The 12,427-nt window shown below is 71.5% G+C and carries 12 protein-coding genes; 6 read left to right on the top strand and 6 right to left on the bottom strand.

Annotation, left to right across the window (positions count from 1 at the left end; translation table 11 throughout):
* Nucleotides 1-13: 13 nt before the first annotated feature.
* Nucleotides 14-925 (bottom strand): DMT family transporter, encoded by a 912-nt coding sequence (locus ACZ6S0_RS41155; RefSeq protein ID WP_465924751.1) that lies wholly within the window; start codon nucleotides 923-925, stop codon nucleotides 14-16.
* On the opposite strand from ACZ6S0_RS41155, the gene ACZ6S0_RS41150 reads away from it, so the two are divergent.
* The 5 genes from ACZ6S0_RS41150 (at nucleotide 924) to ACZ6S0_RS41130 (ending at nucleotide 5,572) form a co-directional block, all read left to right on the top strand.
* A complete protein-coding gene (locus tag ACZ6S0_RS41150) occupies nucleotides 924-2,339 on the top strand; it encodes an aminotransferase-like domain-containing protein (RefSeq protein ID WP_465924750.1) in 1,416 nt (471 codons plus the stop codon). The two genes, ACZ6S0_RS41155 and ACZ6S0_RS41150, sit on opposite strands and share 2 nt — an antisense overlap.
* 147 nt (nucleotides 2,340-2,486) lie before the next feature.
* The gene (locus ACZ6S0_RS41145) at nucleotides 2,487-2,999 is read left to right on the top strand and encodes a CGNR zinc finger domain-containing protein (protein ID WP_465924749.1); all 513 of its coding nucleotides are present in this window, start codon (nucleotides 2,487-2,489) and stop codon (nucleotides 2,997-2,999) included.
* A 44-nt stretch (nucleotides 3,000-3,043) separates the two neighbouring features.
* The gene (locus tag ACZ6S0_RS41140) at nucleotides 3,044-3,655 is read left to right on the top strand and encodes a GNAT family N-acetyltransferase (protein WP_465924748.1); all 612 of its coding nucleotides are present in this window, start codon (nucleotides 3,044-3,046) and stop codon (nucleotides 3,653-3,655) included.
* A gap of 15 nt (nucleotides 3,656-3,670) precedes the next feature.
* Nucleotides 3,671-4,546 (top strand): 1,4-dihydroxy-2-naphthoate polyprenyltransferase, encoded by an 876-nt coding sequence (locus ACZ6S0_RS41135; protein ID WP_465924747.1) that lies wholly within the window; start codon nucleotides 3,671-3,673, stop codon nucleotides 4,544-4,546.
* Between the two features lie 27 nt (nucleotides 4,547-4,573).
* A complete protein-coding gene (locus ACZ6S0_RS41130) occupies nucleotides 4,574-5,572 on the top strand; it encodes an adenosine deaminase (RefSeq protein WP_465924746.1) in 999 nt (332 codons plus the stop codon).
* Here ACZ6S0_RS41130 and ACZ6S0_RS41125 read toward each other — a convergent pair.
* Nucleotides 5,539-6,720 carry an MFS transporter gene (locus ACZ6S0_RS41125; RefSeq protein WP_465924745.1) on the bottom strand — a complete coding sequence of 394 codons (1,182 nt, stop codon included), beginning with the start codon at nucleotides 6,718-6,720 and terminating at the stop codon, nucleotides 5,539-5,541. The genes ACZ6S0_RS41130 and ACZ6S0_RS41125 overlap by 34 nt on opposite strands.
* A 119-nt stretch (nucleotides 6,721-6,839) precedes the next feature.
* Here ACZ6S0_RS41125 and ACZ6S0_RS41120 point away from each other — a divergent pair, with 119 nt between their 5' ends.
* Entirely contained in the window at nucleotides 6,840-7,190 is a 351-nt protein-coding gene (locus tag ACZ6S0_RS41120; protein WP_465924744.1) for an ArsR/SmtB family transcription factor, read from the top strand.
* On the opposite strand, the gene ACZ6S0_RS41115 is transcribed toward ACZ6S0_RS41120, so the two are convergent.
* From ACZ6S0_RS41115 to ACZ6S0_RS41100, 4 genes are all read right to left on the bottom strand, one after another.
* Nucleotides 7,187-7,693, bottom strand: a complete 507-nt coding sequence (locus ACZ6S0_RS41115) for a GNAT family N-acetyltransferase (RefSeq protein ID WP_344890448.1) — start codon at nucleotides 7,691-7,693, stop codon at nucleotides 7,187-7,189. The two genes, ACZ6S0_RS41120 and ACZ6S0_RS41115, sit on opposite strands and share 4 nt — an antisense overlap.
* Before the next feature lie 159 nt (nucleotides 7,694-7,852).
* Nucleotides 7,853-8,590 (bottom strand): 4-hydroxy-tetrahydrodipicolinate reductase, encoded by a 738-nt coding sequence (gene dapB, locus ACZ6S0_RS41110; protein WP_465924743.1) that lies wholly within the window; start codon nucleotides 8,588-8,590, stop codon nucleotides 7,853-7,855.
* 49 nt (nucleotides 8,591-8,639) lie between these two features.
* A complete protein-coding gene (locus ACZ6S0_RS41105) occupies nucleotides 8,640-9,950 on the bottom strand; it encodes a M16 family metallopeptidase (RefSeq protein WP_465924742.1) in 1,311 nt (436 codons plus the stop codon).
* Nucleotides 9,947-12,283: a polyribonucleotide nucleotidyltransferase gene (locus ACZ6S0_RS41100; protein WP_465924741.1), complete on the bottom strand. Its 2,337-nt coding sequence runs from the start codon at nucleotides 12,281-12,283 to the stop codon at nucleotides 9,947-9,949. The genes ACZ6S0_RS41105 and ACZ6S0_RS41100 overlap by 4 nt, the downstream gene beginning before the upstream one ends.
* Nucleotides 12,284-12,427: the final 144 nt, after the last annotated feature.

Here is a 12,427-nt window from a genome sequence, read left to right as displayed (position 1 = left end):
GCCCGCCCACCCCTCACGTACGGGCGCGCTGGGTGACGGCCACGCAGACGAGTACGGCCAGGGCTGCCACGACGGTCGGCGGCCCGAAGCGTTCGCCCATCAGGAACCAGGCCCAGACGAGGGTCAGCAGCGGCTGGACGAGCTGGGTCTGCCCGGCCCTGGCGATCCCGCCCCTGGCCAGGCCCGCGTACCAAGGGATGAAGCCGAGGAACATGGAGATCGCCGACACGTACGCGAAGCCCGCCAGGGCAGGCGCGGAGGGGCTGATGGGGGTGGTGAGCGCGAGGACGGCCGAGACGGGGACGGTGACCGGGAGGGAGAACACGAGGGCGTGGGAGATGACCTGCCACCCCGGAACACGCCTGGACAGCCGGGCCCCTTCGGTGTAGCCGATCGCGGCGGAGCCGAGGGCGCCGAGAAGGAGCAGGTCGGGCCAGGAGGGCCGTCCCTGGTGCTGGATGAGGGTGAACGCGGTGATGGCGAGGGCTCCGGCCGCACAGGCGACCCAGAAGAGGGGGCGGGGGCGTTCGGCGGCTCTCAGTACGGCGCAGACGGCCGTGGCCACCGGGAGGAGGCCCGTGACCACGGCGGCGTGGGCGGTACTGGCGCCGAGGTCCAGGGCCAGGCCGCTGAAGAGCGGGAAGCCGAAGACGACGCCCAGGGAGATCAGCGCGTACGAGGGCCAGTGGGCTCGGGGCGGGACCAGCGCGGCGCCGGCGGCCGCCAGGCAGATCAGGGCGAGGACGCCCGCGACGGCGGCCCGCCCGATGGCCACCAGCCAGGGGTCGAAACCCTGCATCGCGTGAACGGTGCCCGGGAACGAGCCGGAGAACGCCAGGACGCCCAGGAACGCCAGGGCCGTGCCCTGGCCGCGCCGGTGGACCGCTATCGCATCGACCGCAATAGCGCTACTCTGATCTCTCATGGACAACGATAGCAGTATCGCCCAGATTGCCGCGATACTGCGGGAAGAGGCAGATCGGCTCGGCCCGGGGGCGCGGTTGCCGTCCAGCAGGGAGATCGTGCGCCGGCACAACGTCAGCCCCGTCACCGTCTCCAGGGCCATCGGGCAACTGGCCGCCGAAGGACGTGTGGTGACCAGACCGGGCAGCGGGGCGTTCGTGGCGCAGCCGGTGGGGCGGGCCCGCGAGGCGGCCGATCTGTCCTGGCAGACCGTCGCCCTGGGCGATCGCGTGGTCGACGAGGGGCCCGTCGCGGCGCTGCTGGCTACGGCGGCCGAGGGGGTGGTGCCGCTCACCGGCGGCTACCTGCGGCCGGGGCTGCGGCCGGACAAGCAGCTCGCGGCCGCGGCGGCACGGGCCGTGCGCAGGCCCGACGCCTGGGCCGTGCCGCCCCTGACCGGGCTGCCGGAGCTGCGGCGCTGGTTCGCCGTACAGGCCGGGGGTGACGTGACCGCGTCCGACGCCGTGATCGTCAGCGGCGGGCAGGCGGCGCTCACGCACGCGTTCAGGGCGCTGGCGGCGCCGGGCACGCCCCTGCTGGTCGAGACGCCCACCTACCCGGGGGCGCTGGCTGCGGCCAGGGCTGCGGGGCTGCGGGCCACGGCCGTGCCCATGGACCACGACGGCGTACGTCCCGACCTGCTGGCCGAGGCGTTCGCCGTCACGGGGGCGCGGGTGTTCTTCTGCCAGCCCACCCTGCACAACCCCACCGGCGCGACCCTGCCGGTCGAGCGCCGCGAGCAGGTGCTGCAGGTGGCCAGGGCGGCGGGGGCGTTCGTGGTGGAGGACGACTTCGCGCGGTACCTGACCGAGCACCCGCCCCCGTCGCTGGCCTCCATGGACGAGCACGGCACCGTCGTGCACATCGGCTCGCTGACCAAGATCCTCTCGCCCAGCCTGCGGGTGGCGGCGGTCATCGCCAGGGGGCCCGCCGCGCACCGGCTGCGGGCGAGCCAGCTCGTGGAGTCGTTCTTCGTGGCGCGGCCCCTGCAGGAGACGGCGCTGGAGTTCGTGGGCTCGACGGCCTGGCGGCGGCACCTGACGGCGGTGCACGCCGAGATCAGGACCCGGCGCGACGCGCTGGCCGCGGCCCTCGCCGCGCGCATGCCGCGGGCGCGGACATACCTGCTGCCCATCGGCGGCATGCACCTCTGGGTACGCCTGCCCGCCGACGTGGACGAGACCGCCCTGGTGGAGGCCGCCAGGCGGAACGGGGTGCTGGTGAGCCCGGGACGGATGTACTACCCGTCGGAGCCGCCGGGGCCGCACATCCGGGTCACGCACATGGCCGCCGCCCATCTGGCGGAGCTGGGCGAAGGGGCACGACGCCTCGCCGAAGCCCTGACCCTGACCCTGACCTCCCTCGAAGCCGAATGACACCCGCAGCCGCCGAAGCCGGGTGCCGCCAGAAAGCCCTCGAAGCCGAGTGACGCCCACAAGCCCTCGAAGCCGGACGGGCCACCGACGCCCCGCCGAACTGCCCCGTTGATCACGAAGGCGGGTGTCGCCCAGTAGAGTGACGGCATGCCGTTCTCCACGGAGCTCGTACGAGACTTCGTGAACACCTTCGACGTCGAAGCCCAGGCGGACGAGCTGTCCTCCCCCGCCGAGCTGGCCCTGTGGCTGCGCGACCGCGGCCTGGCCGGGCCCCACGACCGGGCGACCGACGATGACCTGCACGCCGCCCACCACCTCCGCGAGGGCCTCAGGGCCGCGCTCAGGCGCGAGGAGGCCCCGCTGCCGGCCCTGCCGCTCCAGGTCAGGGTGCGGGCGGAGGGTCCTGAGCTGGTTCCGGCGGCGGACGGGGTCCGGGGCGGGCTGGCCGGGATCGCCGCGGCGGCGGTGTCCGCGTCGTGGGACCGGCTCAAGGTGTGCGCGGAGGGCACGTGTCAGTGGGCGTTCATCGACTCGTCAAAGAACCGTTCCCGGTCGTGGTGTTCCATGCGGGTATGCGGCAACCGTACTAAGACGCGGGCATACCGGGCGAGGAAGCGTGGTTCGCGTCGTCTGCAAGGCTCAAACACCGATACGGTGTAACTCGTGCCTTGTGGCATGAACGGCAGGCGAAGGAGCGGGCCGAGATGGCAGACGTAGGCGTCCGGGCGGCCCGGCGCGAGGATGTGCTCCAGGTTGCGAACACTCAGATCCGCGCCTGGCGCTACGGCTATCGGGACTTCCTCCCCGAAGGCCCACTCGAGCAGATGACCGGCGCGGCGGCCGAGAAGATGTGGCTGCGCCAGTGGGACGAGGCGATCGTCGCTCCGCCCAGCCCCATGCACCGGGTGCTGGTGGCGGTGGAGACCATCCTCGACACCGAGGGCTTCCCCGCCCTCGGCGCGGGCGGCGTGGCGGCGGCGCTGGTCACCCCCCGCGGCGGAGAGCGCGTGGTGGGCCTGGCCTCCCATGCCCCCGCCGAGGATCCCGACCTCGACCCCAGCGTGGTGGCCGAGATGCTGACGCTGCTGGTCGACCCCGACTTCGTCCGCAGGGGGCACGGCAGCCGCCTGCTCAACGCCACGGTCGACTACCTGCGAGAAGACGGCTTCCGGCAGATCGTCACCTGGGTGTTCGCCGACAACTACGCGGTGCTCGGCTTCCTGGAGTCGGCGGGCTGGGGCGAGGACATGGCCGAGCGCGTCCTCGACATGGGCCGCCCGATCAGGATGGTCCGGCTCACCACCGACATCAGCTAGAGATTGAAGAGCAATATGGCAACCCCCGGTCAGTGGATCGCCGGAGCCCGCCCGCGCACCCTGCCCAACGCCGTCGTGCCCGTCATGGTGGGCACCGGCGTGGCCGTCGGTGAGGGCGGCTTCGTGTGGTGGCGGGCGATCCTGGCGCTGCTCGTGGCGCTGTCGCTGCAGATCGGCGTCAACTACGCCAACGACTACAGCGACGGCATCCGGGGCACCGACGACCAGCGGGTCGGCCCGATGCGGCTGGTCGGCTCGCGCGCGGCCACGCCGCGGGAGGTGCTGACCGCCGCGCTGGGCTGTTTCGCCGTGGCGGCGGTGCTGGGGCTGGTCCTGGTCGTGGCGACGCGGGCGTGGTGGGTGCTGCTGGTGGGCGCGGCGGCGATCGCGGCCGCCTGGTTCTACACCGGCGGCAAGCATCCGTACGGCTACCACGGGCTGGGCGAGCCGGCCGTGTTCGTGTTCTTCGGGGTCGTGCCCGTGGTCGGCACCGCCTTCGTGCAGACCGAGCACCTGAGCTGGGCGGCGTTGTTCGCGTCGGTGCCGGTGGGGCTGTTGTCGTGTTCGATGCTGGTGGTCAACAACCTGCGCGACGTGGGCACGGACGGGCAGGCGGGCAAGCGTACGCTGGCGGTGCGGATGGGGGCCGAGCGCACCCGTGCGCTGTATGTGGCCTGCCAGGTGGTGCCGTTCGTGGTGGCGGTGGCGATGGTGCCGATCACGCCGTGGGCGGCGCTGGTGCTGCTGGCCGCGCCGCTGGCGATCTCCCCCATCCGCTCGGTGCTGGGCAGGGCGGTGGGCCCGGCGCTCATCGCGGTGCTGCAGCAGACGGGCAAGCTGCAGATGGCGTACGGGCTGCTGTTCGCGGTGGGGCTGGCCATCATTTTCTAGCGGTGAGCCGTCATCTAGGGTGAGACGGTGAAGGATTTCATCGCCGGTCTCCCCAAGTGCGAGCTGCACCTGCACATCGAGGGCACGCTGGAGCCCGAGCTCAAGTTCGAGCTGGCCGGGCGCAACGGCCTCGAGCTGCCGTACTCGACGGTCGAGGAGATGCGGGCGGCCTACACCTTCGACAGCCTGCCGTCGTTCCTGACGATCTACTACGAGGGCATGCGGGTGCTGCGCACCGAGCCCGACTTCTACGACCTGGCCATGGCCTACCTGCGCAGGGCCGCCGCGCAGAACGTCCGCTACGCGGAGATCTTCTTCGACCCGCAGGCGCACACCTCGCGCGGCGTGCCGTTCGACGTGGTGGTCAGAGGGCTGCGGCGGGCGCTGATGGACGCGTACGCGCAGCTCGGGGTGCGGGCGCAGCTCATCATGTGCTTCCTGCGCGACTTCCAGGCCGAATACGCGATGGCGACGCTGCTGGAGTCGCTGCCGTACAAGGAGTGGATCGTGGGGGTGGGGCTCGACTCCGACGAGAAGGGCAACCCGCCGAGCAAGTTCGCGGCGGTCTACGAGCGGGCCAGGCAGGAGGGCTACCTGCTGACCATGCACTGCGACGTCGACCAGGACGATGCGATCGAGCACATCCGGCAGGCCGTCGACGAGATCGGCGTCGACCGCGTCGACCACGGCGTCAACCTCCTGGAGGACCAGCGGCTGGTGGAGACGGTGCTGGCCCGTAGCATGGGGCTGACGTGCTGCCCGGTGTCCAACGGCTACGTCACCGGGTCGATGAAGGCCGAGGGCATCCGCAAGCTGATGGACCTGGGCGTGCGGGTGACGATCAGCTCCGACGATCCCGCGTACTTCTCGGCGTACGTGCTGGAGAACCTCCTGGCCCTCCAGGAGGCGCTGCAGCTCACGCGGGAGGAGCAGGCCCAGCTCCAGCGCAACGCCTTCGAGGTCACCTGGCTGCCCCGGCAGCTCAAGGACGCCTATCTCGCCGAGGTCGACGCGTACGTCGCCTGAGGCTCCCGCCTCTCCCAGCGGCGTGCGGTGGCCACGTGGTAGAGCAGGGTCAGGGCGGTGATTCCGGCGGCGGGGAGCCCCAGCATGGCGGGCGTGATGGCGAGCCACTCCTGCGCGAGGCCGCCGAGGCCGCCGCCGAGCGCGATCCCGAGGTAGAGGCCCGAGGAGTTGAGCCCGAGGAGAACGGGGGCGGCGGCCGGGCCGAGGGCGAGGAGCCGGTGCTGCTGGGGCACGACGACGAGGCCCACGGTCACGCCCCAGATCGCGGCCCACACCAACGCGGGGGCCAGGGCGGCGGTCGCCACCGGGGTGAGGGCCAGGGCGACGGCGGCGACGGCGAGCGTCCCGGTCAGCACGTGCGCGGGGGCACGCCGGTCGACCAGCCGTCCGGCGAGGACGTTCCCGGCCAGGATGCCGGTCCCCCAGGCCAGCAGGACGACGGTGAGCAGCGGCTCAGAGCCGCCTGTCGCGCCCTGGAGGGCCGGGCCGAGGTAGGTGTAGAGGGTGTAGACCCCGAGGAAGGCCAGCGTGGTCACCGCCAGCAGCCCGGCGACCCGGCCCTGCCTGAGCGGGCGCAGCCGCTCGCCCAGTGCGGCGGCGGGCAGCGTCACCTTGGGCAGCCCGACGGCGACGCCGAGGGCCGCCACGAGACCGATCCCGGCGACGGCCCACAGGGTGAGGTGCCAGTCGGTACGGCCGATCAGCGTGCCGAGCGGCAGGCCGAGCGCCGTCGCCAGGGTGAGGCCGCCCATGACGAAGGCGAGTGCCCTGCCCCGGCGTTCCGGGGGCACGACGGCCGCCGCGGTGCTGGAGGCGGCGGAGTTGATGACCCCGGCGCCGATCGCGGTGACGACGCGGGCGATCATCACCACGGCGTATTCGGTGCCCAGGGCGGTGACGGCGTTGCCGGCCACGAAGACGCCGAGCGCGACGAGCAGTGCGGACCGCCGGTCCAGGCCGCTGGTGAGCGCCCCCATGACCGGCGCTGACAGGGCCATCACCAGGGCGAACACCGTCACGAGCTGCCCAGCGACCGGGGTGGAGACCCGCAGGTCGGCGGCGATGGAGGGGAGCAGGCCCGCGATGACGTAGCTGTCGGTGCCGACGGCGAACGTCGCCAGGGCCAGGGGAAGGAGTCGTTTCACCATCGGGCGGCGCCCGCCTTTCCAGAGGAGGTGACAGGGCGGGAGCCTAGGCGATATATGGATACTTGTCCATACGTCCATGTGTTGCTACTGTGCGGGCATGCGGAACACAGGGGGCGGCAATGCGTGAGGTGTCACAGCCGGCGACCGAGGCCATCCGGCTGGTCGAGGTGCTGCGTGCGCTGGCCGATCCGGTGCGGCTGGAGCTGGTCCGGCGGCTCGACCAGATGGGCGAGGACGCCTGCAACACGATCGGCGGCGAGATCGACGTCCACCAGACGACGCTGTCGCACCACTACCGGGTGCTGCGCGAGGCAGGCGTGACCTGGACCACGGTGCAGGGCCGATCCCGGCTGGTCCGGCTGCGCCGCGACGACCTCGACGGGTTGTTCCCCGGCCTGCTGGACTCCGTGCTGACGGCCCAGCGCCGGACGGCCGGCAGCGCGGCCCACAGCGCCGTCGAGACGCCTTAGGCGCGGGCGTCCCCGGCCGGGCCGCCCCAGCGGCGGCGCATGGCCACGCGCGGGGCGACCTCGATGCCAAGCTCGCGCTCGTGCTCGACCAGCGCCCGCAGCTCCGGCCCCCACTCGGTCTCGGGCAGCGTGGCGAAGCCGTGCCGTTCGTACCAGGGGGCGTTCCAGGGCACGTCCCTGAACGTGGTCAGCGTCACGGCCGAGGCTCCGGCGGCGCGCGCGTGGTCGACCACGGCCGTGACCAGCCGCCCGCCGATGCCCTGGCGCATGTGCGCGGGATCGACGGCGAGCTGTTCGAGGTGCACGTCGCCGTCGACCCATCCGATCAGCGCGAACCCGGCCGGCGGCGCCCCCTCGACCAGCACCACGCCCGGGTCGTCGACCTCTTCGATCATCGTGGTGCCGGGCGGGAACACGATGCCCACCTGCTCGAACAGCCCATCGGCGGCCAGCTCGATCGAGACCAGCCCGGCCAGCTCATGCTCTTCAGCCCATCGCACCATGGCGACACGTTCTCATGTTTCGGGTGCGACTCGCCGCTCGTATTAGGGTTGATGATCGTAGGCCCGGCTGTGCGGAGCCGGGGCCTTCTCCTCACGACGTGCCCACGACCGTGCGCGGCCGTGGGCACAGTCGTGTGTCGTTCAACTCGCTCAAAGTCGCTACAGGTCGAGGAGGGGCTCCAGGCCCAGCGTGAGGCCGGGCAGCTCGCGCACCCTGCGCACGCCGAGCAGCACGCCCGGCGTGAACGCCGACCGGCTCATCGTGTCGTGCCTGATCGTGAGGATCTCGCCGTCGCCGCCGAGCAGCACCTCCTGGTGCGCGATCAGCCCCGACAGGCGCACCGCGTGCACGTGTACGCCACCGACGTCGGCCCCACGCGCGCCGTCGAGCGCGGTGGAGGTGGCGTCGGGCATCGCCCCCAGCCCCGCCTTGGCCCGCGCTTGCGCGACCAGCTCAGCGGTACGCCGGGCGGTGCCGGACGGCGCGTCGGCCTTGTTGGGATGGTGCAGCTCGACGATCTCGGCGGACTCGAAGTAACGCGCCGCCTGCTGCGCGAAGTGCATCATCAGCACGGCGGCGATGCCGAAGTTCGGGGCGATCAGGCAGTTGGTGCCGGGGTTGGCCGCCAGCCAGCCGCGTACGGTCCGCAGCCGCGCCTCGTCAAACCCGGTCGTGCCCACCACGGGGTGGATGCCGTGGCCGATCAGCCATTCGAGGTTGCCCATGACCACGTCGGGATGGGTGAAGTCGACCACCACCTCGGCCCCGTCGAGCCCCTCGATGGAGTCGTCCTTGTCGACCGCGGCCACCAGCTCCATGTCGCCGGCCGCCTCGACCGCCCTGCACACCTCGACGCCCACGCGCCCACGGGCGCCGAGCACACCTACCCTGATCACAGGCCGACCCTATCGTGCTGCCGCCCCGGCGGCCGAGGCGGCAGCACGCTCAGCGGATGGCGTCGGAGAAGTCCTTGTCACCGTACGGCCCGATCACGGCGAGCGTGAGCGGCCGGTTGAGCACGTCGCGGGCCACCTCGGAGATCTCGTCGGGCGTCACCGCCTCGATGCGCGAGAGCACCTCGTCCACCGACATCAGCTCGTCGTAGACCAGCTCGTTCTTGCCGATGCGCGACATGCGCGACCCGGTGTCCTCCAGGCCGAGCACGAGCCCGCCCCGCATCTGACCCTTGCCGCGCATGATCTCGTCGGCGCTCAACCCCTGGGCCACGACCCTGGACACCTCGTCCCGGCAGATCTTGAGCACGTCGTCGATCTTCGACGGCAGGCAGCCCACGTAGATGCCGAACTGGCCGGTGTCGGCGTAGGCGGAGGTGTAGCTGTAGGCCGAGTACGCCAGCCCGCGCTTCTCCCTGATCTCCTGGAAGAGCCTGGACGACATGCCGCCGCCCAGCGCCGCGTTGAGCACGCCCAGCGCGAACCTGCGATCGTCCGTACGGGACAGGCCGGTCGTGCCGAGCACCAGGTTGGCCTGCTCGGTGGGCCGGTCGAGCACCTTGACGTCGGAGCGCGCCTCGGCCCCGGGGCCGCTGGTGCGCGGCGGCGCGAACTCGGCCGGGCCGCTCAGCGCGCCCGCCCGCTCGTACGCCCGCGTGACCAGCTCGACGACCTCCTCGTGCCGGATGTTGCCCGCCACCGACACCACCGTCCGGCGTGGCCGGTAGAAGCGGTGATAGTACTCGGCGATGCGCTCGCGCCTCAGGGCGTTGATCGAGTCGACCGTGCCCAGGATGGGCCGCCCGATCGGCGAGTCGCCGTAGAGCGCGGCGGCGAACTGCTCGTGCACCACGTCGGAGGGATCGTCGTCGTGCATGGCGATCTCTTCGAGGATCACTCCCCGCTCCGACTCGACGTCCTCGTCGGTCACCAGCGAGCTGGTCACCACATCGGCGAGCACGTCGACCGCGATCGGCAGGTCCTCGTCGAGGACCCGCGCGTAGTAGCAGGTGTACTCCTTGGCGGTGAAGGCGTTGATCTCACCGCCGATGCCCTCGATCGAGGCGGAGATCTCCATCGCGTCGCGCGTGGGGGTGCCCTTGAACAGCAGGTGTTCGAGGAAATGGGTGGCGCCCGTGTGCTCGGGGGCCTCGTCGCGCGAGCCGATGCCGACCCACATGCCGACCGCGACGCTCCGCACGGTCGGCATGGTCTCGGTCACCACGCGCAGCCCACCCGGGAGGACGGTGCGCCTCACCACCCCGGCGCCGTCCTTGCCGGGGTGCAGCGTGGTCGTCGTCACGAGTTCCGGTCGTCCCCATCGGCGCCGCGGGTGCTGCGCACGCGCGTACGGGTGCGGCGGGGCCGGTCGGCCTTCTCCTCGGCGGCGTCCGGAGCGGCGGTCTCGGGCTCGTCCGGTGCCTCGGCGGGGCCGTCGGCGGACTTCGCGTCCTTCTCGGCGGCCTCCTTCTCGATGACCTCGACCGGCACCAGCGAGAGCTTGCCGCGGCCGTCGATCTCGGCGATCTCGACCTGGATCTTCTCGCCGACGCTCATGACGTCCTCGACGTTCTCGATGCGCTTGCCGCCGTGCAGCTTGCGGATCTGCGAGACGTGCAGCAGGCCGTCCTTGCCGGGCATGAGCGAGATGAACGCGCCGAAGGCCGCGATCTTGACGACCGTGCCCAGGTAACGCTCGCCGACCTCGGGCATGTGCGGGTTGGCGATGGCGTTGATCGCCGAACGGGCGGCCTCGGCGGACGGCCCGTCGGTGGCGCCGATGTAGATCGTGCCGTCGTCCTCGATGGTGATCTCGGCGCCCGTGTCGTCCTGGATCTGGTTGATCATCTTGCCCTTCGGGCCGATGACCTCGCCGATCTTGTCGACCGGGACCTTGATGGTGATGATGCGCGGCGCGGTCGGGTTCATCTCCGCCGGGGAGTCGATCGCCTCCTGCATCACGTCGAGGATCGCCAGGCGGGCGCCCTTGGCCTGCTTGAGCGCGGCGGCCAGCACGTGGGCCGGGATGCCGTCGAGCTTGGTGTCGAGCTGCAGTGCGGTGATGACGTCCTTGGTGCCGGCGACCTTGAAGTCCATGTCGCCCATGGCGTCCTCGGCGCCGAGGATGTCGGTCAGCGTGACGTGCGCGTCGCCCTCAGCGATCAGGCCCATCGCGATGCCCGCGACCATCTCCTTGAGCGGCACACCGGCGTCGAGCAGCGCCATCGTCGAGGCGCAGACCGAGCCCATCGAGGTGGAGCCGTTGGAGCCGAGCGCCTCGGAGACCTGCCTGATCGCGTAGGGGAACTCCTCACGCGTGGGCAGCACCGGGATCAGCGCCCGCTCGGCCAGCGCGCCGTGACCGATCTCGCGGCGCTTGGGCGAGCCCACCCGGCCGGTCTCACCGGTGGAGTAGGGCGGGAAGTTGTAGTTGTGCATGTAGCGCTTGGTGCGCTCGGGGTTGAGCGTGTCGATGACCTGCTCCATGCGCAGCATGTTGAGGGTGGTGATGCCCATGATCTGGGTCTCACCGCGCTCGAACAGCGCCGAGCCGTGCACCCGGGGCACCACGTGGACCTCGGCCGACAGGGCCCGGATGTCCTTGGTTCCACGCCCGTCGATGCGCACGCCCTCGCTGACGACCCGCTCGCGCATGAGCTTCTTCATCACCGAGCGGAACGCGGCGCCGATCTCCTTCTCGCGGCCCTCGAACTCGGGCAGGAGCTTCTCGGCGGCCAGCGCCTTGACCCGCTCCAGCTCGGTCTCGCGCTCCTGCTTGCCGGCGATGGTCAGCGCGGCGGCCAGCTCGGTCTTGATCGCGGCCTCGACGGCGGCGTAGACGTCGTCCTGGTAGTCGAGGAAGACGGGGTATTCGGCCGTCTCCTTGGCCGCGACCTGCGCGATGCGCGACTGCGCCTCGCACAGCACCTTGATGAACGGCTTGGCGGCGTCGAGGCCCTGCGCCACGGTCTCCTCCGTGGGCGCGACCGCGCCCTCGGAGATCAGCTTGAGCGTGTCCTTCGTGGACTCGGCCTCGACCATCATGATCGCGACATCGCCGTCGCCGAGCACCCGGCCCGCCACGACCATGTCGAACGTGGCCCGCTCCAGCTCGTGGTGCGTCGGGAAGGCCACCCACTGGCCCTCGATCAGCGCCACCCGCACGCCGCCGATCGGCCCGGAGAAGGGCAGGCCCGCGAGCTGGGTGGACAGCGACGCGGCGTTGATCGCCACCACGTCGTAGAGGTGGTCGGGGTTGAGCGCCATGACGGTGGCGACGACCTGGACCTCGTTGCGCAGGCCCTTGACGAACGACGGGCGCAGCGGCCGGTCGATCAGGCGACAGGTGAGGATGGCGTCCTCGGACGGACGGCCCTCACGGCGGAAGAACGAGCCCGGGATGCGCCCGGCGGCGTACATGCGCTCTTCGACGTCGACCGTCAGCGGGAAGAAGTCGAACTGGTCCTTCGGCGACTTGGACGCGGTGGTCGCCGACAGCACCATCGTGTCGTTGTCGAGGTAGGCGACGGCGGAGCCGGCCGCCTGGCGCGCGAGCCGTCCGGTCTCGAACCGGATCGTACGCGTGCCGAATGAGCCATTGTCTATGACGGCTTCAGCAGTGTGGACACCCTCCACGGGGGACCTCCTTGTGGTCGGTCACCCGCGCCTTTTCTCACCGGCACCCTCGTTAGGTGCAGCGCCGGTCTTCGATCGAAGCGCCCGGTCGAGTGCGTGATTACCGGAAGCCACTACCGAGGACCGGCCCGCAGGCGTCGCGGG

This window comes from Nonomuraea sp. NPDC051298 (assembly GCF_055586305.1).
Note: the sequence above shows the minus strand (reverse complement) of the source record. Positions and strands in the feature narration are given on the sequence as shown.